Consider the following 26,216-nt stretch of genomic DNA (forward strand, 5'->3'; position numbering starts at 1 on the left):
TCATTCCCCAATTTGAACGGCGTTTTTCCCGGCTTTTTCTAAAATGGCGTTTACCACGGGCAATTGAGAATCCATTACTTTATTCAAATTAGACAAGTGGGTTTCAAGTTCGGCAGAAAGCTCCTCAAAAACTTTATAGGCCCCGTCAGTAGGTTTTGCATCACCGGTCTCAACACTTCTACGTAAGGAGGCCAAACGGTTGTTTAACTTGATCGGAAAATTCAAGGGATCCTGTGGGGACTGGTTCCTTACTTGATATAATTCCTCTTCAATAGCCGTCAACTTATCCAAAAATGGAGCGAGTTTCCGCTTGTAAGTGGAACCCGAAAGGGACCCTTTATGCGCATTCAATTGTTCTCTAACCTTTCGTATTTTAATGACAGCTTTATTGGCGGAACTGGTCTTATTCATAATCTTATTGGCTAGTTCAAATTGTTCTTGAAGATCTGCTTTGGTTATACCCTTTAAATTAGGGTTCATTTCTATGTCGAAAGTATATATTTCTTCATAGTCGCCCGTTTTCATTTTCACCTTGTATGTCCCTAAGGGAGCTTTAGGTCCTCGTTGGGGGCGTCCGCTCCAAATGATCATTCCGTCGAAAACCGTGGCGCCAGGATACCGTAAATCCCATTTGAACGTGTTTAGGCCTTTTGCCGTCGTGGGTTTGGACGATCCACCTCGTTCCCACCAAGGTGCGTCCGGGTCTTTTTCATATTTAGGCTTACTACCCGTAAAAGTGTCAATAATCATATTATTTGCGTCCAATATTTCGAAAGTAATCGTGTCCTGTTCGGATTTGAGATAATATTGGATTGTTGCATCGGAAATGCCACGAATGGCGTTTGTTGGCTTAAAGAGAACGGCATCTTGATCCTTCATTTCGGACGTGTACTGCCGTAAAGGTTGTATATCATCCAAGATCCAAAATCCACGGCCGTGGGTTCCAAGTACAACATCATTGTCCTTAACGACCAAATCCCTTACAGGTGTGTCAGGGAGTTTTAACTGGAGACTTTGCCATAAATCCCCATCGTTGATTGAGAAATAGACACCATGTTCCGTGGCAAGGAACAAAAGGCCTTCCCGAACCGGATCTTCCCGTACCGCCCTTGCAAAATGTCCGTCGGAAATTCCGTTGATAATCTTGGTCCATGTTTTTCCATAATCATGGGTCTTGAAAACATAGGGCTGTCTATCATCGACCTGATATCGGTTTGCCGCGACATACAAGGTGCCTGGGTTGTGTACCGATTCATCTATAATACTGACCCTTGAGAATTTCGGCAGGCCTGCTGGCGTAATATCTTCCCAGTTTTTTCCGCCATCCCTTGTAATATGTATTTTACCATCGTCCGAGCCGGCCCAAATGGTATTGATATCGTGGTTTGAAGGTGCAAGGGCGAATACGGTCGCATATATTTCAGGTCCGTTCATGTCCATCGTTATAACACCTCCGGTTTTACCTAACGTGGACGGGTCGGCATAGGTAAGGTCAGGACTGATTTTTTCCCATAATTGCCCATCGTCCGTGGTTTTCCACACGTGTTGGGAACAGGTGTACATGACATTGGGGTCTTGGGGAGCGAACATAATGGGGAAGGTCCACTGCCAACGTTCCGGAAGGGCACTTGCGGGTTCTCCTGAGAAAAATCTTGGATATACCTGTATATCGCGTATCTGTCCGTTGCTGCGATCGTAGCGGGTCAAAAGGGCACCTTGGCTACCGGCATAAAAAATATCTGGATCGGTAGGATGTTGGGTTATCCATCCGCTTTCCCCGCCACCCACGGCATAATACCACCCATGGTTAGGGCCTCTTGCCTGCATGTGTTCCCAGCCATCGCTGGGCATAGCCAAGGTACTGTTGTCCTGTTGCGCACCTGCTACGTGATAGGGGACATCACTGGTGGCCATAACATGATAAAATTGTGTGGTTACGTAATCTTCTTCTGTCCAGGTCTTTCCCCCGTTGATACTTACGATTCCCCCGCCATCATTGGAAGAAATCATTCGGTTAGGGTCATTTGGATCGATCCATAGGTCATGGTTATCCCCGTGCGGCACTTTTATTTCGGTGTCGAAGGTTTTTCCACCATCAGTAGATTTCCAAAAATCGACATTGAGTCCGTATACCGTTTCCTTATCTACCGGGTCGGCATAAATTCTGGAATAATAGAAAGCCCTTTGTCTCAATTTACGCTCGTTGTTGGTAAGTTCCCAAGTCTTACCGCCATCATCGGAACGAAATACTCCACCTTCATTGGCCTCCACTATGGCCCAGACCCTGTTGGAGTCAACTGGTGAAACGGTGACGCCAATTTTACCCAAGGGACCTTTTGGCATACCGGGATTCTTGGAAAGGTCCGTCCAGGTTTCTCCGCCATCGACCGATTTCCACAACTTACAATCCGGTCCACCGCCCCACATTTTCCAAGCTTTTCTGTATACCTGCCAAGTACTTGCATACAGCACATCTGGATTGTTCCTGTCAATGATCAAGTCTACGGCTCCGGCCTTTGGACTTACATAAAGTACCTTGTTCCAAGTGCCCCCCCCATCCGTGCTTTTAAAAACACCTCGTTCCTCATTGTCCCCATACGGATGGCCCAGGGCGGCTACGTATACAATATCCGGATTTGTGGGATGAATACGGATCCTGGAAATGGCCTGGGTTTCCTCAAGTCCCAAATGTTTCCAGGTTTCACCGGCATCCGTAGATTTATAGACCCCATCCCCTTGGGTGATACTTCCCCGTAACTGAACTTCGCCCATGCCAATGTACACGATATCCGGGTTTGTTTCGGCCACGGCCACGGCACCTACGGAAGAACTGGTTATTTGACCATCTGTAACAGGTTTCCATTCATTGCCTCCGTCCGTAGTTTTCCATAAGCCACCACCGGTGGCCCCAAAGTAGTATTCATTGGGTCTGGAAGGGCTTCCAGCGGCACCTAAAGACCTTCCTCCGCGTGAAGGGCCAATATTGCGCCATTCCAGTTTTTCGTAAAACGATGGATCGATGGGAAGCTCCTCCGTTTGTGAAAAACCCAGCGTAAAACATAAAATGAAAATAAAGAGCAACGGAAATTTATACTTCAGATTCATTAGTGTGTTGGTTTTCATTTTTGGTATAGTTTTAAATTATGTGAGTAGACATTGACTAAGATATTGCTTGAATTTTAAGAAAGGCCACTTAATCCTGACTTTCATTTTCATTATAGGATTCATGGTTTTCATCCCCACCCGATTGTAAATATTTGAACAGGTCCTTAATTTCTTGCGGATTGAGTCGGTTCAACAAACCTCCGGGCATTGGTGAAATGGGCGAAGGTCCGCGTTGGACTACCGTTTCTTTTTTGATAGTTACCGTGTACGTTTCGTTGTAGGGATTGGGCATTAATACAATTTCTTCCTCGTTTTCTGATTGTATCCTACCCGCCAGATTTTTGCCATCCGCCAGCTCCAACAAGGTGTGGGCATACTGATCCGATATTTCATCATTGGGACTGAGAACTGCATGGATGAGGTCATAAGTACCAAATTTCGTATGGGCTTGGGTAAGGTCCGGTCCTGCGGCCCCTCCTTCGCCACGAACTCTGTGGCATAAAACACACATGGCCGCTTCAAAGGCTCGTTTTCCCGCTTCAAAATCACCTGCTTTCATTTCTTCGTTCCATACAATATCCTGTATGTCTCCCGCAGTATAGATGCCTCCAGGTCCCTGGGGCTGGGGAAGATCCGCTACGGCATCCGTTGGGGAATATTCGCCCGAAATTTCCTTGAAATAGTCTTTTTCAGATTCAGGTACATGTGACATGGCCCGTTGGCGGACATTTTCCATATAGGCTTTAAAGCTCATTCCACCCTTGCTTCCCAGCACATCATAGAACCACGAGAAGTAGGTTTCCCTTAATTCTTTGTTCCATCCTTTTTCGGCATTGCTCAAAAGCATCCCGTAATAAATGGCCTCACTTGGCGGCATTTTTGCCAGCACTTCCCGTATGATTTCTCCATATTGTTCGCTCCTAAGGGTGGTTTGCTCATCTAAAAGTCCAACCCCTTCCGAAACCGTCCTTTCTTCAGTATGTTTTACCAATTGGTTGACCAAACCTTCCGTTATGCCATCCGCTTCCAAATACAGTAGAATCTGACCCAATTCCTTGTTTACGCTGTTGTTGGCATGGGGGAAAGAATTGTTCAGTTTTTTGGCTATCACATTTCCGGCAGCATTTGCTGGTTTGCCCATCCTGATGAAGGATAGGGAATAGGCGCGCAAGAGGGCCAACTGGTTTTCTTTGGTAAGTGTTTCCAGTTGAATGGGCTCCAATTTTTTATAAAGCAGTTGTTGGTGCTGTGGGTCATCCGTTCTGGCAAGTGCAATACTGGCATTGATAAGTTTTGTAGCCTCGGTTTCTGAAGAAAATCGGTCTTTCCAAGCATCGAATTCGGCATGCTCCAAGACCATACGCGCAGCATAACGAATAAATCGGTCCTCATGGTCCAAATTTTCCCACGCAAGGGAAAGAACTTCTTCCAGTGAGCTTTTCTGGAAGGATTCCAAGGTGCGTCTCAGCTCCCTCAATTGTTTGTTTTCGGCATTTTCGACAGTATCCGCTTTGGCAGTAGCATCACCGGTATAGGTCAACCGGTAAAAATGGGAATCCAAATTTCTGCCTCCGGTAGCAAAGTAGAGGTTACCGTCAGAGCCGGAAATCATATCCGTTAGCGGCAATGGGGTCCCTGAAAAAAACTGTTCCCTCGTGGCTCCGTAGCTACTCCCCTTGGGAACCAAATCGATAAAATACACCGTTCCAAAGCTCCAATCCATGACCAAAAGCCCGTTTTTGTATTTCGATGGAAAATTTAGGGAAGAGGCGGAAAGGACCGCCGTTGGCGAGCCTTGTGTTAGGTTATGTACGGCCGGCAAATTATCGGGATAATAAGCTGGCCATTTACCCGATCCGGTACGCCATCCATACTCACTTCCCGGTACCACATGGCAAATGCGCGTGGGCCTGTACCAAGGCATTCCGATGTCCCATTCCATGTCCGAATCATACGTGAACAATTCCCCGTCATTATTGAAGGCAATATCAAATGGATTCCTATAACCGGCCGATAGCAACTCCCATTCCGTACCATCAGCATTAAATTTTGCGACCCAGCCACCGGGCGCCTTGATATCGTTTGCATGGCCCCTGGCATCCAAATAGGTAGGTAATAGGTTGTCCTCGTTCCAGTTGTTGGGCAACCTACTGTTGTTTTTTAAAACATCTGGAACCAAGGTATGGTTGCCCGCAATAAAGTAAATTTCATTTCCATCGGGCGAAAGGACCAGACTGTGGGGCCCGTGTTCCCCATCGCCCTGCAATTTTAAAAGCATGGTGCTTTGGTCCAGAACTCCGTCCCCATCGGTATCTGCAATTCTATAGATGCCGCTTCCATAGTCCGAATCTTCCTCCCATCTTTTATTCACGGAAACGTACAGGCTATTGAAAGCCCAAAGTAGACCGTGAGCCTGTCCTATTTCAATATCCAACGGGGAAACATCCTCTTTGGAAAGTTCTTCCCCATTTTTAGGAGGGGTAAAGGAGAAAATTTTGCCATACTGATCACAGGAAAAGATAATGCCATTGGGTCCTTGGGCCAAGGCGACCCAAGATCCTTGCTCATTGGCACTGGGATGATAGATTTCTTCTAATGAAAATCCATCGGGAATATTGAACTTGATTTCTGAAGCTGGTGTGGCTGCTTCGTTTTGGGTATCGTCCTTACAGGCAATCATTGTCGCAACAAATGCCATTATTGCGATGTATTTTAAGAAAGAATTGTTCATGGATTAAAAGTTGGTCTTTTAGATAGCTAAAAGATACAAAACTTGCACTAAAGAATTCAATAGTTATTTTTTTGAACTGCCCATTTTACTAAAGAATATTTACCACAATGTTGCCCACATTTGGGCCCACCTTAAAAGGGCCTAAAAAATTGCAGTATCTAGGCCAGACTCTTAAAGTAAAGAGCTTCTACTTTTTCTCTGGCCCACGGCGTTCTCCTTAGAAAAACTAGGCTCGACTTTATGGATGGATTATTCTTGAAGCAGTTGATATTTATTTCTTTCGATAATTCTTCCCAAGTGTAAATTTGTGTAAGGTGTTCTAGGATATCGACCAATTTTACACCATGTAGTGGGTTGTTTTTTTGTTCCATGAATTCTTAATCTTTATAGGCGACCAATATGGATATGGGAGGAACATCGATGTATTCCTGTATGGTTTTGGAGCCGCTGAAATCAAACATATCATTATATACTACCAATTTATAGGCTTCTTTCAATGGATACCGAAAAGCTTCTTTTTTGGCATTATAAATGACCAGAATCTCCTTCCAAGAATCATTATTGTAGGAATTCTCCAGAGTATATGAAATAAGGCCATCGGCTACGAATTGAAATTCTAGGTGATCATTGACCGTTTTGGCATTGGACATGGAGAAGGCTGGATGCGACTTTCGTAAACGAATTAGATTTTGGTAATACGTAAAAACATCTTGGTGTATATTTTTCAAATTCCAATCGATTTGATTGATACTATCCGGTAGGTTGTAGGAGTTATGTTCGCCTTGTTTGGACCTCAAAAATTCAACGCCTGCATGTAAAAACGGGGTGCCCTGCGAAGTCAAAACAATGGCATTGGCCAATTTGTGCATGGCAATCAATTCCTCTTGACCAGCGGCCCGATTCGAAATTTGTAGTTTATCAAATAAGGTGAGGTTATCGTGGCAGGAGGTGTAGGATATGGATTGCCAAGGGGCTTTTGTCCATGGGGCCTTGGAGTAATTGACACCCTCATAATCGATTTGAGGATGTTGGATGCCGCCCACAAGTCCAAACTTTATGGATTCCTCCTTTTTGGTTCCCCCGTTTACGAAACCGGTGTCCAAATCTTCAAAGACGGAACCCTTTAAACCGTCCCGAATATCATCGCTAAAGGCCGCAATTTGCGGCAGTTTTTGCATGTGTTTTTTTAGGGACCTCTTTTCTTCAGGGAGCGGGGAGTCCTTGGCAGTCCAGCCTTCGCCATATAAGAGGATGTCTGGATTTACTTTTTTTAGGGCCGATGCGATTTCGTTCATGGTCTCAATATCATGGATGCCCATTAAGTCGAACCGAAATCCATCGATATGGTATTCCTTTGTCCAATATAAAAGGGACTCTATCATGAATTTTCGCATCATGGTTCGTTCCGATGCCGTTTCATTCCCACAGGCGGCCGCATCTGAATAGCTGCCATCTTCGTTATGACGGTAATAATAGCCGGGTACTTCCTGATTGAACAGCGATTCCTCCGTCTTGCCCGTGTGGTTGTAAACAACATCCATAATCACCCCGATACCGTTTTCATGAAAGGATTTCACCATTTGTTTGAATTCCTTGATTCGCACCGATGCGTCATAAGGGTCGGTCGAATAAGAACCTTCCGGTACATTGTAATTTTTGGGATCGTAGCCCCAATTAAATTGAGGTGTATCCAGTTTTGTTTCGTCAATGGAATAGTGGTCAAAGGAAGGCAATAAATGTACGTGGGTAATGCCAAGTTCCTGTAGATGATCAATACCTGTTTTTATATTCCCCGGTCCTTTGGTGCCCTGTTCCACCAACCCGAGAAATTTTCCTTTTTGTTCCGCTCCCGATTGTGGATGTAGGGTCATGTCCCGTACATGCAGCTCGTAGATTATCGCTTTATTGGGTGCTTCAAGTTTGGGCCCTTTGTCCATTTCCCAGCCTTGAGGGTTGGTAGTTGCCAAATCTAGTACCATGGCCCTGTTACCGTTGACCCCAACCGCTTGGGCATAAATACCTGGGGTTTCGAACAACCATCCCGAATCTGTTTTAACCTGAAAGGTATAATACGTGCCGTTCAGGTTTCCTATTAGTTTTTTTATCCAAACGCCATTCTCTGAACTTTCCATCAAGTGGCTCTCCTTTATTTGGGAGTCGTTGCCGTTTTCGTAGAGATTGACTTTTACCCCCTTTGCTGTCGGCGCCCATAAAGTAAATTCCGTAGCTTCCTTGGTATACTGTGTCCAAAGGTTTGCATTTTGGGCGGTAGGGTAGGCGTGGTAGTGGGATTTATCAAAACCCTTGCGGCAAGAAGTGGTCAATAACATCAAAATGGTAGGGATAAAAACGTATTTCATTAAGAGAATTCTTTTTAACAAGATAGAAAAGATATAGTAGGGTTACACTATCAAGGAAAGTATCTAAAATGAAAAAACTCCGGTAATCAGCCGGAGTTTATTCATCAATCAAAAAACGAACAGTCATGATAAACTGTTTGTAACCTTAAAATTACAACTTATATGCCAAATTTGCAATTTAACATAAGTTTCACGTGTAATTTTTACGTTTAACCTAGATAGGTCTTTAAAATCTTACTTCTAGAGGTGTGTTTTAACCTACGAATGGCTTTTTCCTTGATTTGTCGTACCCTTTCCCTAGTAAGGTCAAAAGTTTCACCAATTTCCTCCAAGGTCATGGAGTGTTGCCCTGCAAGGCCAAAATAAAGTCTGATAACATCGGCTTCCCTTGGAGTCAAGGTTTCCAATGCGCGTTCAATTTCTGTACGAAGCGACTCATGTAGCAATTCCTTGTCCGGATTTGGGGACTCACCACTACGTAAAACATCGTACAGGTTGGAATCCTCTCCATCAATTAAAGGGGCGTCCATGGATACGTGACGACCAGAGTTCTTCAGGGATTGTTTTACGTCCTCAACGGTCATATCCAATTCCTTGGCAATTTCTTCTGCAGAGGGAACCCGTTCATGCGCTTGCTCCAAGAAGGCAAACGTCTTGTTAATTTTGTTAATAGAACCAATTTTATTCAAAGGCAAACGAACGATACGAGACTGTTCCGCCAATGCCTGTAATATAGATTGACGGATCCACCATACGGCGTAGGAGATAAACTTAAATCCCCGCGTTTCGTCAAAACGCTGTGCAGCTTTGATCAGACCAAGGTTTCCCTCGTTGATCAAATCCGGTAAAGTAAGCCCTTGGTTTTGGTATTGCTTCGCAACCGATACCACGAATCTGAGGTTGGCCTTTGTTAGTTTTTCAAGAGCGATCTGGTCGCCTGCCTTGATGCGTTGTGCCAACTCTACTTCTTCATCAGCGGTAATCAAGTCCACTTTTCCAATTTCTTGCAAGTACTTGTCCAAGGATGCGGTCTCCCTATTGGTGACCTGTTTTGTAATCTTAAGCTGTCTCATTAAAGTAAATTAAGTTCAATTTGCATAGACTGCATATACTTATACGTAGATTTTTCCAGAATGTTACAATTGGGTATAAAAAACTTCAAATAATCGATTAAGTGAATAAAAAAGCCCCGACCAATGGTCGGGGCTCTAAATTTTAAGGATTTTTAATCCCTTCTTGGTTTTCTATCGCGATCGCGGTTTCTGTCGTTTCCACGACGGTCGTCCCTACGATTGTTATCGCGCGGAGGCCTTTCCTTAAAACCTTCAGGTTTTGGCAAAAGAGCCTTACGGGAAACCTTATCCTTTTTAGTTCTTGGATCAATACCGAAGTATTTCACATCAAACACATCGCCCATGTTTACCACATCAGATACATTTTCAGTACGCTCCCATGCCAATTCAGAAACGTGCAACAATACTTCGTTGCCCGGTGCTTCCATATATTCCACAACGGCACCAAAATCTAACATTTTGATAACCTTTACTTCGTAAACGCTCCCAACTTCCGGCTTGAACATCAAAGAATCGATTTTTGCAATTACTGCGTCGATTCCCGCCTGGTCCGTACCCAGAATTTCCACGATACCTTCTTCGGTAACCGGATCTTCGTTGATAACGATCGTCGTTTTGGTCTCTTTTTGAAGCTCTTGGATTACTTTTCCTCCAGGTCCGATCAAGGCACCTATGTACTCGTTCGGGATGATTCGTGTAACCATTTTAGGTGCATGCGGTTTCACATCCGCTCTTGGTGCCTCAATAGTTTCCACCAATTTTTCCAATATATGTAAACGTCCGTCACGGGCTTGTTTCAAGGCCTTGACCAAGATTTCATAAGAAAGTCCCTTTACTTTGATATCCATCTGACAAGCAGTGATACCATCGGCCGTACCGGTTACCTTAAAGTCCATATCCCCTAGGTGATCCTCATCTCCCAAAATATCGGAAAGCACGGCATATTTACCTGATTCCATATCGGTAATCAATCCCATGGCAATACCTGAAACGGGTTTTTTCAATTGGACACCGGCATCCATTAGTGCCATAGTTCCCGAACAAACTGTTGCCATGGATGAAGAACCGTTGGACTCCAACACTTCGGATACTACCCTTACTGTATATGGACAATCCTCAGGAACCATGCCTTTTAGGGCTCTTTGTGCCAAGTTGCCATGACCGACTTCCCTTCTGGAAGTGCCACGGATCGGTCTAGCCTCTCCCGTTGAAAAAGGAGGGAAATTATAATGTAGGTAAAAACGCTCCTCTCCTTCAAAAGATGGCATGTCTATTTGATTGGAATCCCTAGAAGTACCCAAGGTGACCGTAGCCAATGCCTGTGTCTCTCCCCTGGTGAATATAGCAGAACCATGTGTGGATGGTAAATAATCCACTTCGCACCAAATAGGCCGTATGTCCGTAGTTTTACGACCGTCCAATCGCAGACCTTCGTTCAAAGTAAGGTCTCTTATTGCTGCTTTTTCGGCCTTATAGAAATATTTGGAGATCAATCCACCAAATTCTTCCTGCTCCTCTTCGCTGAAAGAGGCTTTCACCTCCTCTTTGATTGCCTCAAAAGCTGCGCTTCTTTCATGTTTAGCAGAACCGGCTTTCGCTATTTCATACACCTTACTGTAAGTAAGATCGTGTACTTTTTTCGCCAACGATTCATCCTCTGCTTCCGGTTCGTACTCACGGGTTTCTTTTTTTCCGAATGCCTCTGCCAACCGAACCTGGGCCGCACACTGTACTTTTATGGCCTCGTGGGCAAATTTAATGGCCTCGGTCATTTCCTCTTCGGAAATTTCATCCATTTCCCCTTCCACCATCATTACAGAATCGGCAGATGCGCCAATGATCATATCGATATCGGATTCCGCCAATTGAGCTAACGTAGGGTTGATTACGAATTCACCGTTGACCCTTCCTACACGTACTTCTGAAATTGGGCATTCAAAAGGGAAATCAGATAACTGAATAGCAGCAGAAGCTGCCAAACCGGCCATAGCATCCGGCATTACGTTTTCGTCATGGGACATCAATTGGATCATCACCTGGGTTTCCGAGTGGTAATCCTTGGGGAACAAGGGCCTCAAAACCCTGTCCACCAAACGCATGGTCAAAACTTCTCCATCGCTGGGACGCGCCTCTCTCTTGAAAAATCCGCCAGGGTAACGCCCCGCGGCGGCAAATTTTTCACGGTAATCCACCGTTAGTGGCAAGAAATCCACATCGCTTGCCTTGTAGTTGGAAACAACTGTACATAACAGCATACATTTTCCAGATTGAACAACAACAGAACCATGTGCCTGTTTTGCCAATTTTCCGGTTTCGATAGAAATCTCCCTACCGTCCCCAAGGTCAATGACCTCTCTAAATACTTTTGGAATCATAAAATGTGATTAAAACCCGAATCATTTCAGGTTCGTTAAACAATGGTCTCTCCGACGTTTTGTATGGTCGGGTGTTGTTGTGTTGTTGTGTGGACCAATGAAAAACTGTGTGTAGCTTTTTGTGTTTGTCTATTTTTTTGGCTCCTTAGACATGGAGTATATTTTAAAAAAAGGGGATGGTCAACCATCCCCTTTTGTGTTTATTTTCTAATACCAAGTTCTTTGATAAGCTCCCTGTACTTGACGATATCCTTATTTTTAAGATAGTCCAACAAGCTTCTACGCTTACCTACCAATTTTACCAAAGACCGCTCGGTGTTATAATCTTTGTGGTTGTTTTTTAAATGTCCGGTCAAGTGATTGATCCGGTGTGTGAACAAAGCGATTTGTCCCTCGGTAGAACCTGTGTTCTCCGCTTTCCCGCCATGCTTTTTAAAGATGTCGGCCTTAATTTCCTTGGTTAAATACATTCCAATATTGTTTTAAATGATTTTTATGTATCCGATTTTTTGTAAATCAGGGTGCAAATATAGGTCTTTTTTCATTACCCGACGAACATTTTTACAATGCTCAGGCTTTTGCCTTTCGGATGGGTTGATTTTGGATGAGGTCTATGTATAGATTGATGTTCTTCTTCAAGTCCTTTCGGTGTGAGATAAAATCCAAAAACCCGTGTTCCAAAACAAATTCGGCGGACTGGAAACCTTCCGGCAATTCTTTACCTGTGGTATCTTTTACTACCCTTGGTCCCGCGAAGCCGATCAAGGCCCCGGGCTCCGATATATTGATATCGCCCAACATGGCATAGGAAGCCGTGGTGCCACCCGTAGTTGGGTCCGTACAAAGCGAAATATAGGGTAGGCCAGCGTCTGCCAATTGCGCAAGTTTGGCCGAGGTTTTGGCCAACTGCATCAAGGAAAGGGCAGCTTCCATCATTCGCGCGCCCCCAGATTTTGAAATCATGACAAAGGGAACCTTTTTCTTAATGGCATAATCAATTCCCCTTGCGATTTTTTCACCTACGACGCTACCCATGGATCCCCCAATAAACGCAAAGTCCATACAGCAGATTACGATATCCTTTCCTAAGGATTTACCGAACCCGGTACGAACTGCATCGGTAAGACCTGTTTTCTTTTGGGCGGCCTTTAACCTGTCAATGTATTTTTTGGTGTCCTCAAATTTTAAAGGGTCCTTGGAAGAAAGTTTGGCATCCAATTCGGTGAATTTGTTGTCATCGAACAAAATCTGGAAATATTCCTTGCTGCCAATACGTACATGGTAATCATCTTCCGGACTTACGTAAAAGTTTTTGGCAAGGTCCTCAGATTCTACGATTTTACCGGTAGGGGATTTATACCAAAGTCCTTTAGGGGTGTCCTTTTTTTCCTCTGTGGAAGTCTGGATTCCTTTTTCCTTTCTTTTAAACCAAGCCGTCATGTCTTCCATTTAAAAAGTTATCGACTAAATTATAGCGTATTCACATTATTGAGATCCTCAAAGGCTTTCTTTAAGCGCTCTACAAAGGAGGTCTCGCCATTTCTCAACCAAACTCTTGGGTCATAAAACTTTTTATTGGGCTCATCGGCACCTTTTGGGTTCCCTATTTGGGATTGTAGATAGTCCTTGTTGTCCTGGACATAATCACGTACGCCCGCCAAGAAGGCATATTGCAAATCTGTATCGATATTCATTTTTATCACCCCATAGCTGATGCCTTCCCTGATTTCCTCAACGGAAGAACCGGATCCGCCGTGGAATACAAAATCAATATGGTTGTGCCCAACGCCGTATTTTCCCGAAATAAATTCCTGGGAATTTTTAAGGATTTTGGGGGTTAGCTTTACGTTTCCTGGTTTATATACGCCGTGCACGTTTCCAAATGCCGCTGCGATGGTAAATCGATGGCTTACTTTGGACAGCTCTTCATAAGCGTATGCTACTTCTTCCGGTTGGGTATACAATTTAGAGTCGTCCACATCAGAATTATCCACACCATCTTCCTCTCCACCGGTAATTCCCAATTCTATCTCCAGGGTCATTTCCATCTTGCTCATGCGCTCCAAGTACTGCTTACAGATTTCGATGTTTTCCTCCAAAGGCTCTTCTGATAAGTCGATCATGTGCGAGCTGAAAAGGGATTTTCCCGTTTCGGCATAATGTTTTTCACTGGCATCCAAAAGTCCATCGATCCATGGCAATAGTTTTTTTGCACAATGGTCCGTATGCAGGATTACCGTGGCTCCATACGCTTCAGCCAATTGATGTACATGTTTGGCACCGGCAACCGCTCCTAATATGGCCGCCTTCTGCCCCTCATTGGAAAGTCCTTTTCCTGCGTTGAACTGGGCACCACCATTTGAAAATTGGATGATGACCGGTGCGTTCAAGCTCGAGGCGGTTTCAAGTACTCCATTTATGGTGTTGGAACCTATTACGTTTACGGCAGGTAATGCAAATGCCTTTTCTTTTGCATATTTGAAAATTTCCTGAACCTGGTCTCCGGTAGCTACGCCCGGCTTAATATTGTGAGCCATAATCTTTGTGGGTCTAATTAGTTTCTAAAAATGTGCAACAAAAGTAATAAAACAAATATACTTAGAAGGGATAGTTTATGCCAATTTGCAAAACTGAATTGGCAAAATTATAATCGCGAAACCATCTTTTTGAAGGAATTTCAGCGGGATTATAGGTCTTGAATCCAAGGTCTAACCGGAATAAAAAGTAGGTGAAATCATAGCGTAGCCCAAAACCCGAGCCCAAGGCAATATCCCGTAAGGATTCCAGTCCGTTAAAGGTGGCATCCTCGTTCTCCACATCGTCAAAAACATTCCAGATATTTCCTGCATCCGCAAATAAGGCGCCGTTTAAATCGCCAAACAGTGGAAACCGATACTCCAGGTTTAAGGCCAATTTTAAATTAGCTTCATTAAAGTCGTTTAGGGCGGAGGTGCGTCCAGGCCCTAGGGAATAGGGGAACCAGGCCCGGTTGTCGTTCGAGCCTCCGGCAAAATAACTACGTACAAAGGGTATGTTATCTGAATTTCCATAAGGGATGGCGATACCAAAAAAGGTTCTGGCCGCCAGTACATTAGAACGGGACAGGTCCCAATATTTCACATAGTCGAACTCGGTCTTTATATACTGTGAAAAGGGTACGTTAAAAACCAAAAGCTGTCCATCATCATTTTCATTAAAAGGGATAAAATTGGAAAAACCGGAGAGTAAGTTCCCGGCACTTTCAACCTTGAACCGGAACTGATAAAAATTGTTATCCAAAATACCATTTCGGTTATTTTTATTGAACGTGTAGTTGGTGGTGAAAATTAGGTTGTTCTCCGTTAAACGTTGTTCTCGCTCGGCGATACTTCTCACATCGCCAATCTGTTCTTGGTTGAGATCGTTTATTTCACCTGAAATTACGTCCCTTATAAAGCTAGAAGTACCAATGGTATCATTAGTGCTCGTGGTTACGGTAGAGAGGTTATCGTTCTCATCAAAATAATCTGGATTCACCACATCGGAATTGGCCGCTATTGCATTCAGTTGATTGTAAGTTGTTCTATACACATCATAAAAACGATTCCTGTTCACGTTTCTAACGAATTGGATATTCAATAGTTCGATAGCGTGTTTTTTAAAATCATTGGGGGACCAATTGTAACCCAAAATAGCATTCAGGGTCTGTTTGTCCAAACCAATATTTTTTTGAAAACTGGTTCCCACTGAAATTCTTGTTTTTGGTAGGGAATAATCGGGTATTAGGTTGGTCCTGTTTACAAACGGAAACCATATTCTTGGGAAATCAAGGGAAATGTCCCCACCGATTTCGGAGAAAAAATCATCGGGGAAAATATCTGTACTTAAAAGGCCAAAGGTGCCATCGGCCGAAATGCTTAAATTTTCAGCGCCTTTAAAAATATTTCGTATCAATAAAGAGGCACCCATACCCACACCGATGCGACGTAAATTCGACCGACTTACCTCAAAATTTGTACCCAAGGAATACTTTGATTTTGGTGCGAGATAGATATTGGTGTTAACCAAATTTTGGATACTGTCCTCCTCAAAAATAATATTGGGATATTTAAAAATGTTAAGACTGTTCAGCTGTCTGGATGTTCTGATCTTGTCCAGGTCTCTATAGATACTGTCTTTTTCAAAGAAAATGGCATCGGCCAGGGTCTTTGGCTTGATTTTGAATTTTCCGGAGTAGTAAATATTAAGGTCCTCGTATCGTACGGAATCCAAGGGGGCACTCTCCGTCGTCGATAAAAAATTCGTAAAGACATTTACTTTGTTGATTTTCTCTACCCTATATTCCGATGTGGTGACTTGATTTTCGCCCCGTCTCCTTAAATCGCCAATATTAAGATTGATATTCATCTTTTGATCGTTCGATGCCCTTACGGTATCCCTTTCAATATCAAATGTGATGGAACTTTCCTGAAAATTTCTAATGCCACTGTTCCTGAAAATCCCCGTCAATCGTTCCCGCTCCAGGGTAAAATTGTTCAGGTCAAATTGTTCTCCTTTCTTCACCAGGGACGCATCGGCATGTAAAAAATAAAGTGAATCGATCGCTTTTGAGGAAATATCATTGGAAAGGGAATCTATGTAGTAAGGCTTACCCAAATTGATCCTGTAATCTACCGCCACCTTTCTTTTTCCGTTCGTGGAATCAATGAGGTAGGTGGTACTGTTGTTAAAATACCCTTTGCTGTTGTAGAAGGCACTCAGCCGTTCCAAACTTCGTCTGGTTTGGGTGGTGTCCAAAATTACCGGGGCCTCGCCCACATCCTTGAGCCATACACTTAGACCTTTTACCAGAAAAGACTCGCCCAAACGGTCCACTTGTTTTCTGGAGAGCAGTTTCTCGAGACGCTTCTGCCTATTCGGTTTTTTGTTGAGCCAAGCCTGATAAAGGGAATCCGGATTTTCCTTTGCCAGGTTATAGAGGTTCAGTCGCAAGGGATATCCTAAAATAGCGGTATTGGTCTTCTGATAAATGAGACTTTGAACGTCCTCGTTCGTTACCTTCACAGAATCCACCAAGATGGTGTTTTTCACGATCAGATACTCTTCTTCCTCAACCTTTTTGAGCGAATTACAGGATGTGGAACCTATTGCCAGTAGCAAGATTAAGCTTATTTTAGCTATGTGGTATTTATAGCATGCTACCGTCTTCATAGAAATCAAAAATACATCATTTGAATGGTTGTGAAAAGTGAATTGAAACTTATAAAAAACCTACAGCAAAAAAAATACCGAAATGAAAATGGCCTTTTTGTGATGGAAGGTAAAAAGGCGGTGGAGGAACTTTTGGAGTCTGGATTTAAGGCCTATAAAATCTTTACGACTGGACAAGAATTGCAAGGTTCAAAAGCTTTTGAAGTAGAACCGATTTCCATGAAGGAGCTAAAGCAGATTAGCAGTTTAAAAAATCCTAACGGTGTTATGGGGGTTTTCCATAAGAAAATAACTACCGATTTAAAGGTGGATGGGTGGACGGTCGTTTTGGACGGAGTGCAAGACCCAGGTAATTTGGGTACTATCATCAGGTTGTGCGATTGGTTTGGGATCGAGAACCTCATCTGTTCCAAAGAGACCGTGGATTGCTATAATCCAAAGGTATTGCAGGCCACCATGGGCTCCATTGCCCGTGTCAATATTTTCTATAAGGATTTGACAAACTTTCTAAACGCTACCAAAGTACCTGTTTACGGCACTTTCATGGAAGGAGAAAATATCCATAAAACAAAATTGCCGGAAAATGGCATCCTGATTCTTGGAAATGAAGGAAACGGTATTTCAGATACCGTTCGGAAGTTGTGCGATTATGAAGTTAGTATTCCGCAATTCGGGAAAAAAACCACCGAAAGTTTGAACGTGGCCACTGCCACGGCCATATTTTTGAATGAAATTAAACGCAAGTAGCAAGCTTATCCACCTCTATTCAAAAGTGAAATTGATAAAGATGCCTCGGGATTTCATGGAGGCGATATTCCCTGTCCAGGGGCTGTTGGGATCGTTGTCCCTTATCAATTCATCGGTAAGTGCAAATACCCCTCTTATGGACGGGCTGAATTTAAAATACTCCAGATAGAAATCGATACCAAAGCCCAACTCATAATTATAGACCCATTTGGTCATTCTAAAGGTACGGGAAAGGTTATCGTCCAAGCTAGCTTCGTTACTACCCAAATTTAGGGACGCTGAACCACCACCTATTAAAAACGGTTTCCAGTTACCTAGTCTTCGGGTGCTTACTTTTAAAAGTAACGGAAAGTTTATGTAGGTCGATTTTACCTCTCTTAGTGCATCCCTTTCTTCTTCCAATAATGGGGAGGGAAAACCTAAAAGTCTTGAAGTATAGTGAAGGCCCGGTTCCAACCGTACGTCCAGAAATTCGTTAATACGCATTTCCCCAATTAATCCTACGTTGAATCCCAATGACTTGGCAACTTGTACGTTGGTAAGATCCTTGCCGTTGGCATCGAACCCCAAATCGTCCTCGTATTCAAACTTAAAGTCATACTGGTTCAAACCTAAAAAATATCCCCAGTTCAGGAATTTTTTATCTTCGTTCTCCTTATTTAGAACGGGGTTTTCGTTGAACTGGCCATAAAGGTTCGGGGTCAATATAAGGATACCCAAACATGTGAAAAACCATTTTTTCATTTACTCAAATGTCAATCGTTGTAATACCCTTATTTTTTGGCGATGTATATTGACGATACGCCAAAAGTTTGAGGTTTGTTCGCTACATCTATAAACCCGATTTCCCGTAAAATATTGTTGAAGTTTTCTCCATGGGGAAAGGCAGCGGCAGATTCGCTTAGGTAGCCATACGCAGAATTGTCTTTAGAGAACAGTTTTCCGATCAAAGGGAGGATGTATTTTGTGTAAATGGTATAACCTTGTTTGAAGGGTGTTTTGGTTGGTACCGATGTTTCAAGAATCACCAAGGTGCCACCTGGTCTTAAAACACGGAGGATTTCGGCCAGACCCTTTTCAAGGTTTTCGAAATTACGGACCCCAAAAGAAACGGTTACGGCATCAAAGGAGTTGGTTTCGAAGCTTAGGTTTTCACTGTCGCCCACCACCATTTCAATAATGGGGGATAGGTTTTTTTCATTGATTTTTTTTTCCCCAACCGCAAGCATGCCTGGGGAAATATCCAAACCCACAATTTTTTTTGCCCCCGTTTTTACCATGGCTATCGCAAGATCCCCGGTTCCTGTTGCAATATCCAAAATGGTATTGGGAGCTTCCTCCTTTAGAATAGCCACTACCTTTTTTCGCCATTTTACATCTATACCAAAGGAAATTACGCGGTTTAGGCCATCATAATCCGTAGAAATGGTATCGAACATCTTAGTGACCTGTTCTTTTTTCCCTAAGTTGGAGTCCTTATATGGGGTAACCTTTTTGGCCATTTGCAAATTTTTGGGCAAAGATACAATATAGAAAGAGGTTCTTTCAAATTTTACGGAATTCATTGGTAGCGTCGAAGCGCATGGAAATCCAATACCGTTTCAAGACCGAGATTCTTTTTCTTTAAATGCCATTAGGACAAACAATAAGGTTGGTTTAGGTATCGATTAAATCATTCTTAAAAGCTTGAAAATAAATTGAAACCTCATAAAATTATGTAATTTTGTACCCATTAATAATTCACTTACTTGTAGAACATAGCTATTGACCCAATGAGGGTTAGGACCTGGAGGTGAAGACACGTTTCCAGGGAAGCTAGCTTAAGATTTTAAATGAAAATAATAATTGCTGGAGCTGGTGAGGTTGGATTTCATTTGGCGAAATTACTCTCCTACGAATCCCAGAATATTACTTTGATCGATACTGATAAGGAAAGTCTGGCATATGCGGACAACCATTTGGACATTAGGGTGCTCAGGGGCGATGCCACTTCCATTTCCATTTTAAAGGATGCATCGGTACAGGATTCCGAGCTCGTTATTGGTGTAACATCTTCGGAGACCACGAATTTGACCTTGTGTATGTTGGCCAAACAATTGGGCTGTAAAAGAACCATAGCCAGAATTTCCAATACGGAGTTCGTTGATAACAAGGAATTGTTGAAATTTTCCCAATTGGGCATTGATGAGCTTATTTCTCCGGAAGAGCTCGCCGCTACAGAGATTCAGTTATTGTTGAACAAATCGGCATTTAACGACACCTACGAATTTGAAGACGGGGAGTTGATAATGGTGGGGGTATCCCTGCCCAAGTCGGCACCTTTTGTTGGTAAAATGGTCAAGGAGGCTGCCAAGGTATTTCCGGAATTACACTTCATGCCAATCGCCCTACAAAGACTGGGGACACAATATACGGTGATACCACGTGGTGACACCTATTTCAAGGAAGGTGATCAGGTCTACTTTATAACGGTTAAGGAAGGGGTGGACGAGCTCTATAAGCTCACTGGCAAGAAAAAGGAGGAAATTAAAAACGTTATGATTCTTGGTGGGAGTAAGGTTGGGTTCAAAACAGCCCGGGATCTATGCTCCAAACGTTTTAATGTTAAATTGATAGAAAAAAACAAGGAAAAGGCCTTTGATTTGGCCGATGACCTTCCCAATGCCTTGGTCATCAATGGAGATGGAAGAAACGTGGAATTGTTGGATGAGGAGAGTCTGGAGTCCATGGATGCCTTCATCGCGGTAACTGGAAATTCAGAAACCAATATCATGTCCTGTTTGGTGGCTAAATCCAAACATATCAAGAAAACCATCGCCTTGGTGGAGAATATGGATTATTTTCAGCTGTCCCATTCCATTGGTATCGATACCTTGATCAACAAAAAACTCTTGGCTGCCAACAATATTTTCCGTCATATACGAAAGGGCGAAGTCGTAGCCTTAATGCGCTTGAACAATCTGAATGCGGAAATTTTGGAGTTTATCGTAAAAAAGGATTCCAAGGTTACCGGTTCCACCATACGGGAATTGAACTTTCCCAAAGATGCCACGATTGGTGGTGTGGTAAGGGACGGTGAAGGAATCATTGCCTTGGGTGGCTTTACGATCCAAGCTGGGGACAGGGTGGTCGTTTGTTGCCATCCGGAGCAAATCCCAAAAATAGAACGAATGTTCCTCTAGCATGCGCTTGAATTCAAGAATTATTTTTCATCTGATGGGGCTATTGCTTCTTTGCAATGGCGGATTTATGCTTTTGGCCGCTTTGGTAAGTGGCATCTACGATGACGGAGCGACCCTTAGTATTACCTTGGCTTCCGTAGCGACCATGTTTGCAGGGGTTTTTGCCATGTATTACACGAGGGGACACCGTAAAGAGGTAAAGCAAAAAGAAGGCTATATCATAGTTACTTTTGGATGGTTGGTCATGTCCATTTCAGGAATGCTACCCTATATTTTTTCCGGTGCGGTGCCGGATATTACCAATGCCTTTTTTGAAACGGTTTCGGGCTATACAACTACCGGGGCCTCTATCATGGACGATATTGAATCCATGCCCGAAGGAATCCTTTTTTGGCGAAGCCTTACGCATTGGATCGGCGGTATGGGTATCATTGTATTGGCCATAGCTATTTTGCCTCTTTTGGGTATTGGAGGCATGCAGCTATTTTCGGCCGAAGCACCCGGACCTAGTGCCGATAAATTGCATCCAAGAATTACGGATACCGCAAAAAGGTTGTGGTTAATCTACTTGGGATATACCATAGCGGAAACTATACTTTTGAAGTTGGCCGGAATGTCCTTCTTTGATGCTATCAACCATGCCTTGGCAACGCTTTCCACAGGAGGTTTCTCTACCAAGAACGCCAGTATTGCGTATTGGAACGATCAGCCATTGATACAGTATATCATTATACTTTTCATGTTTTTGGCCGGAAGCAATTTTGTAATGAGCTACTTTGCCTTTAAGGGCAAGGTGCAGCGAATTTTAAGGGATGAGGAATGGAAATATTATTCGCTCGCTATTTTGATATTTACGGTAGTAGTAGCAGGGGTCATTTATTTTCAGGCCAATATTACCCAGGATACCCCAGGTTATCCCATGGTACTTGGAAAGGCCGAAAGTTCCATAAGGCATGCCTTGTTCCAGGTTATTTCCGTTATAACAACAACCGGATTCGTTAGTGCCGACTTTACCCAATGGACCCCATTTTTGACAATATTCTTTTTCGGTTTGTTCTTTATGGGAGGATCTGCAGGTTCTACATCCGGGGGTATCAAAATCATGCGACATCTTTTGATCATAAAGAATGGACTATTGGAATTCAAAAGGACATTGCACAGCAATGCCATCATCCCTGTACGGTACAACAACAAAACGGTAAAGGAAAAGATTGTCTACAATATCATTGGCTTTTTTGTGCTGTATATGCTGTTGTTCATTATTGGGGCCTTGGTATTGGGGATGCTCGGTCTTGATTTTGAATCGGCCATTGGTGGGTCGGCTTCATCCTTGGGCAATGTGGGTCCTGCCTTGGGCAGTTTAAATCCCGTTAGCAATTTTAATAGCCTGCCTGCTTTGGCTAAATGGTGGTGCGGGTTTTTAATGTTGGCCGGTAGGTTGGAACTTTTTACGGTCTTGATATTATTGAATCCTTATTTTTGGAAAAGGACTTAAACTATTGATCAACTCTTTTGAAAAGAAAAATCCCGCATTATGAAAATGCGGGATTTTTGTAAATATTCTATTAGTTAGATTTATAAAAGTGCTTTTTTAATTCTTGCTATCGCTTCCTCTATTTCCTTGACCGATGCCGCATACGAAATCCTGATGCAGTTTCCATTGCCAAAAGCGTCACCTGTGACCGTGGCCACATTTGCATGCTCCAATAAGTACATGGCAAAATCCGAAGCATTGTCGATTTTTGTACCGTTCAAGGTTTTCCCAAAATAGGCGGTTACATCTGGGTATACATAAAATGCCCCTTCCGGTTCATTGCATTTAAATCCTGGGATATCGTTCAGCAAATCCAGAATCAGCTTTCTGCGTTTTTTGAATTCATCCACCATATACTGAATTCGGTCGGGAGATTCTTCCAAGGCGGTTATTACGGCCCTCTGCGCAATACAGTTGGCACCACTGGTCACCTGACCTTGTAATTTATTACACGCCCGGGCAATATAGCTAGGAGCTCCAATGTATCCAATTCTCCATCCTGTCATGGCGAAGGCTTTCGCTACCCCGTTTACCGTAACGGTACGGTCATACATGTCCTCGAATTCTGCCATGGAGGCGTGTTTGGTAACACCGTAGTTTATGTGTTCGTAAATTTCATCGCTGACCACAATAATCTGCGGATAATTTTGAAGTACATCGGCCAATGCCCTCAACTCCTCTTTACTATAGATAGAACCACTAGGGTTGCAAGGAGAACTGTACCAGAGCATTTTGGTTTTTGGCGTAATGGCGGCTTCCAATTCCTCTGGAGTCATTTTAAAATCGTTCTCCAATGAAGTTGGCACTTCCACTGGAACACCATCGGATAACTGAACAATATCCGCATAGCTGACCCAGTAGGGGCAGGGTAGAATTACTTCATCGCCCTTGTTGATCATCGCTTGCGCAACATTGTACAAGGATTGTTTGGCTCCTGTAGAAACCACGATTTGGGAGGGTTCGTACGTAAGATTATTGTCCCTTTTAAATTTTGTGATGATGGCCTTCTTTAGCTCCACGTATCCATCCACCGGGGTGTACGCATTGTAATCGTCGTTGATTGCCTGTATAGCGGCATCTTTGATGTATTCCGGGGTATTAAAGTCAGGTTCCCCTAAACTCAACCCGATAATATCTTTTCCAGCCGCCCTAAGTTCACGGGCTTTCGCGGCCATTTCAAGTGTAGCGGAAGGAGTAAGGCTATTTATCCTGTCCGAAAGTTGATTGTTCATATCAATAAAATTACTAGTACTGTAAAGTAGGCTGCTTGCCTAATTCCCTTAAATGTTTGAAGTGCGAAATTATAGCTTTTCTAGTAGTTTCATATTCGTGATATGGTAAATTAAATTCCCTTGCAGTCTGTTTCACAATTTTTGAAATTTTTGTGTAATGGATGTGACTGATATTCGGGAAAATATGATGTTCCACTTGATGGTTCAAACCACCGGTGAACCAATTTACAATCCTATTTTTGGTGCTAAAATTCACGGTTGTAAACAGTTGGTGGATGGCCCAGGTGTTTTTCATGGTGCCGTGATCATCGGGTAGGGGCGTATCGGCATGGTCCACGATATGTGCCAATTGGAAAACCACACTTAAAATTACTCCTGCAACATAATGCATCAGAAAGAATCCAATGAGGATTTTCCACCAAGCGATGTCCAAAATCAACATAGGCAATACGATCCAAATCGTCACATAAAGGATTTTGGTGATTATCAAAGTACTCCAATTGATGGTCGCGCTGGGCAACTTGCCATAGGAAAGTTTACGCTTCATATATCGATACATCTGCATAAAGTCTGTAGTTATGGCCCAGTTAAAGGTCAATAACCCATAAAGGAAGATGGAATAATAATGTTGGAACTTGTGATAGCGCTTCCATTCCGCATGCTTGGAGAAGCGCAATATCCTTCCTGCTTCCATATCCTCGTCGTGTTCATGGATATTGGTATAGGTGTGGTGGAGCACATTATGCTGCACTTGCCAATTGTAAACGTTGCCAGCAAGAATGTAAATGCTACTTCCCATGATTTTATTCACCCATTTTTTATTGGAATAAGACCCATGATTTCCGTCATGCATTACATTCATGCCCACACCGGCCATTCCAACGCCCATGACAATGGTAAGCAATATATTGGCCCAAGTTGGTAGTCCCAAGGTTAAAATTAGGAAATAGGGAGCCAAGAATAGGGTAAACATTACTAGGGTCTTTAAGTGCAATTTCCAGTTGCCTGTTTTCTTGATCTTGTTGTTCTTAAAATAATCATTGACCCTAGCGTTCAGGGTCTTGAAAAATTGTGTTGAATCTCTTCGGGGAAATCTGATGGTTTTGTTCTCCATAACCGATAATCTTTTTTTAAAAATCGAGCAAATAAATTTTTATTTGTTGGGTAGGTTGCCCAAAATAGAAATCTTTGCAAAAAATAATGTATTCTTTTTCTAATTCTACAAATATACGCATGACAGCCGAAACCATTTTTAAATATTTCCCCAATTTAACAGTAGAGCAGCAAAAACATATAAATTCATTAGAGGAGCTCTACAAAGATTGGAACCAAAAGATCAATGTGGTTTCTAGAAAGGATATTGACGAACTGTACCTAAGACATGTGCTCCACTCGCTTGGGATTGCCAAAGTCCAAACATTTAAGGATGGATCTGAAATTTTGGATGTAGGTACTGGGGGTGGATTTCCGGGTATTCCCTTGGCAATTTTATTTCCTGAAGTGAATTTTACCCTGGTGGATTCCATCGGAAAAAAAATAAAGGTCGTCAATGAGGTAGTGGAGGGGCTTGGCCTCACGAATGTCCAAACCGTTAATTCAAGAGTGGAGGAGGTTCCAAATCAATTTGATTTTATAGTCAGTAGGGCGGTCGCGGCCATGCCTACGTTCGTACATTGGGTAAAGGGAAAAATAAAAAAGGAGTCGCAACATGAAAGAAGAAACGGTATTCTGTACCTGAAGGGAGGGGATTTACAGGAGGAATTGGAAAGCTATCGCACAGCTGAAATATTTGACCTTACTGATTATTTTAAGGAGGATTTTTTTGATACCAAAAAGGTCGTATATCTTCCCATGAAATTTAAAGGCTAAAGACTATAAATGGTCTTATAAACCTTCCGACTTTTTTTTGCATATTCCTTTAACCGATTCCAATAATGTATCCGAGTACAGAGTATGTACATCCTACAATGCTTATATGTTCTGAAAATCAAGTTCATATCCATTCAAAATTCTGCAAAAAACATTTAATTTACAATTAATTAACGTTAAATTTACATTGAAATTGTTCAATTGGATGTTTTTGGAAATAAAAAAGCGCCGGTAAGGCGCTTTAAATTTAGTTTGTGAAAAAGATTATTCGCTCCAGGGTGGCACCACGCCATTAGTTCTTGCATAAGCAATAAGTTGGCCCTTATGCTCTCCATTGTGTTCCATGATGATCAATAGACCTCCTAACTTGTTCATTTTCATAAACCCAAAATCAACTTCATTTCCCAATTCACCGCTTTCCACTTCACCTACTTTGTCCAACACCCATGCATTGGATTTTTTTAGGGCCGTAATAATATTGTCTTTACCCGTTATTTTGGTCAGCCCCATAATATCGACATCTTCTGGAGGTGCAAAGCCCATCTTGGACCCAATGAAATAGTTGGCTCCAGCTACATGGAGCAATGCTTCCGCCACCGAATTAACGCCCTCCATAGGTCTCCAATCATATTGTTCCTCAGAAAAGGCCTCCGCCAACTGGATTACTTGAGCTTGATTTCCCTGTAACAATCCCTGAATGGTGTTTTGTGTTAGGTTTTCCTGTGCTTGGATACCCAATACGCAACCTGTCAGACAGAGTATTGAAATTAATTTTTTCATTTTAGTGCTGTTTAAAAGTGAAGGGTGTTCCCGGATTT

At 42.9% G+C, this 26,216-nt stretch carries 19 protein-coding genes; 4 read left to right on the forward strand and 15 right to left on the reverse strand.

Going from position 1 to position 26,216, the window contains the following annotated elements; genetic code table 11:
* The 10 genes from PP181_RS14240 to tamL form a co-directional block, all read right to left on the reverse strand.
* Nucleotides 1-3,123: a VPS10 domain-containing protein gene (locus PP181_RS14240; RefSeq protein ID WP_272637588.1), complete on the reverse strand. Its 3,123-nt coding sequence runs from the start codon at nt 3,121-3,123 to the stop codon at nt 1-3.
* 70 nt (nt 3,124-3,193) lie between these two features.
* Nucleotides 3,194-5,836 carry a c-type cytochrome gene (locus PP181_RS14245; protein ID WP_272637589.1) on the reverse strand — a complete coding sequence of 881 codons (2,643 nt, stop codon included), beginning with the start codon at nt 5,834-5,836 and terminating at the stop codon, nt 3,194-3,196.
* 158 nt (nt 5,837-5,994) lie between these two features.
* On the reverse strand, nt 5,995-6,207 hold the full coding sequence (locus PP181_RS14250; RefSeq protein ID WP_272637590.1) for a VF530 family protein: 213 nt from the start codon (nt 6,205-6,207) through the stop codon (nt 5,995-5,997).
* Nucleotides 6,208-6,213: 6 nt separating this feature from the next.
* Nucleotides 6,214-8,196 (reverse strand): type I pullulanase, encoded by a 1,983-nt coding sequence (gene pulA / locus PP181_RS14255; RefSeq protein WP_272637591.1) that lies wholly within the window; start codon nt 8,194-8,196, stop codon nt 6,214-6,216.
* 209 nt (nt 8,197-8,405) lie between these two features.
* Entirely contained in the window at nt 8,406-9,269 is an 864-nt protein-coding gene (locus PP181_RS14260; protein ID WP_073180565.1) for a sigma-70 family RNA polymerase sigma factor, read from the reverse strand.
* 152 nt (nt 9,270-9,421) lie between these two features.
* Nucleotides 9,422-11,644 (reverse strand): polyribonucleotide nucleotidyltransferase, encoded by a 2,223-nt coding sequence (locus PP181_RS14265; RefSeq protein ID WP_272637592.1) that lies wholly within the window; start codon nt 11,642-11,644, stop codon nt 9,422-9,424.
* Between the two features lie 200 nt (nt 11,645-11,844).
* Nucleotides 11,845-12,114, reverse strand: a complete 270-nt coding sequence (gene rpsO, locus PP181_RS14270) for a 30S ribosomal protein S15 (protein WP_138259359.1) — start codon at nt 12,112-12,114, stop codon at nt 11,845-11,847.
* A 100-nt stretch (nt 12,115-12,214) separates the two neighbouring features.
* The gene (accD, locus tag PP181_RS14275) at nt 12,215-13,084 is read right to left on the reverse strand and encodes an acetyl-CoA carboxylase, carboxyltransferase subunit beta (RefSeq protein WP_272637613.1); all 870 of its coding nucleotides are present in this window, start codon (nt 13,082-13,084) and stop codon (nt 12,215-12,217) included.
* 29 nt (nt 13,085-13,113) lie between these two features.
* Nucleotides 13,114-14,181 (reverse strand): class II fructose-bisphosphate aldolase, encoded by a 1,068-nt coding sequence (fbaA, locus tag PP181_RS14280; RefSeq protein WP_272637593.1) that lies wholly within the window; start codon nt 14,179-14,181, stop codon nt 13,114-13,116.
* Nucleotides 14,182-14,242: 61 nt separating this feature from the next.
* The gene (gene tamL / locus PP181_RS14285) at nt 14,243-16,783 is read right to left on the reverse strand and encodes a translocation and assembly module lipoprotein TamL (RefSeq protein WP_330072489.1); all 2,541 of its coding nucleotides are present in this window, start codon (nt 16,781-16,783) and stop codon (nt 14,243-14,245) included.
* 93 nt (nt 16,784-16,876) lie between these two features.
* Here tamL and PP181_RS14290 point away from each other — a divergent pair, with 93 nt between their 5' ends.
* Nucleotides 16,877-17,581 (forward strand): TrmH family RNA methyltransferase, encoded by a 705-nt coding sequence (locus PP181_RS14290; protein ID WP_330072490.1) that lies wholly within the window; start codon nt 16,877-16,879, stop codon nt 17,579-17,581.
* Between the two features lie 15 nt (nt 17,582-17,596).
* Here PP181_RS14290 and porT read toward each other — a convergent pair whose 3' ends face one another.
* Nucleotides 17,597-18,325, reverse strand: coding sequence for a type IX secretion/gliding motility protein PorT/SprT (gene porT / locus PP181_RS14295; protein ID WP_138259363.1), 729 nt, complete (start codon nt 18,323-18,325; stop codon nt 17,597-17,599).
* A gap of 29 nt (nt 18,326-18,354) precedes the next feature.
* Nucleotides 18,355-19,083, reverse strand: coding sequence for a bifunctional demethylmenaquinone methyltransferase/2-methoxy-6-polyprenyl-1,4-benzoquinol methylase UbiE (gene ubiE, locus PP181_RS14300; protein ID WP_154920664.1), 729 nt, complete (start codon nt 19,081-19,083; stop codon nt 18,355-18,357).
* A gap of 330 nt (nt 19,084-19,413) precedes the next feature.
* Here ubiE and trkA point away from each other — a divergent pair, with 330 nt between their 5' ends.
* The gene (gene trkA, locus PP181_RS14305; protein ID WP_154920665.1) at nt 19,414-20,763 is read left to right on the forward strand and encodes a Trk system potassium transporter TrkA; all 1,350 of its coding nucleotides are present in this window, start codon (nt 19,414-19,416) and stop codon (nt 20,761-20,763) included.
* A 1-nt stretch (nt 20,764) separates the two neighbouring features.
* Nucleotides 20,765-22,258, forward strand: a complete 1,494-nt coding sequence (locus PP181_RS14310) for a TrkH family potassium uptake protein (protein ID WP_272637596.1) — start codon at nt 20,765-20,767, stop codon at nt 22,256-22,258.
* An 80-nt stretch (nt 22,259-22,338) separates the two neighbouring features.
* Here the strand turns inward: PP181_RS14310 and PP181_RS14315 are convergent, their stop codons facing one another.
* On the reverse strand, nt 22,339-23,529 hold the full coding sequence (locus tag PP181_RS14315) for a pyridoxal phosphate-dependent aminotransferase (protein ID WP_272637597.1): 1,191 nt from the start codon (nt 23,527-23,529) through the stop codon (nt 22,339-22,341).
* Between the two features lie 13 nt (nt 23,530-23,542).
* Nucleotides 23,543-24,643: a fatty acid desaturase family protein gene (locus PP181_RS14320; RefSeq protein ID WP_138259368.1), complete on the reverse strand. Its 1,101-nt coding sequence runs from the start codon at nt 24,641-24,643 to the stop codon at nt 23,543-23,545.
* Between the two features lie 119 nt (nt 24,644-24,762).
* Between PP181_RS14320 and rsmG the strand changes: the two genes are divergently transcribed.
* Entirely contained in the window at nt 24,763-25,398 is a 636-nt protein-coding gene (gene rsmG / locus PP181_RS14325; protein WP_154920667.1) for a 16S rRNA (guanine(527)-N(7))-methyltransferase RsmG, read from the forward strand.
* 264 nt (nt 25,399-25,662) lie between these two features.
* On the opposite strand, the gene PP181_RS14330 is transcribed toward rsmG, so the two are convergent.
* Nucleotides 25,663-26,178, reverse strand: coding sequence for a DinB family protein (locus tag PP181_RS14330; RefSeq protein ID WP_138259370.1), 516 nt, complete (start codon nt 26,176-26,178; stop codon nt 25,663-25,665).
* Between the last annotated feature and the right edge of the window lie 38 nt (nt 26,179-26,216).

It is taken from the genome of Maribacter sp. PR66, from assembly GCF_028464205.1.
Classification (GTDB): Bacteria; Bacteroidota; Bacteroidia; order Flavobacteriales; family Flavobacteriaceae; genus Maribacter; species Maribacter flavus.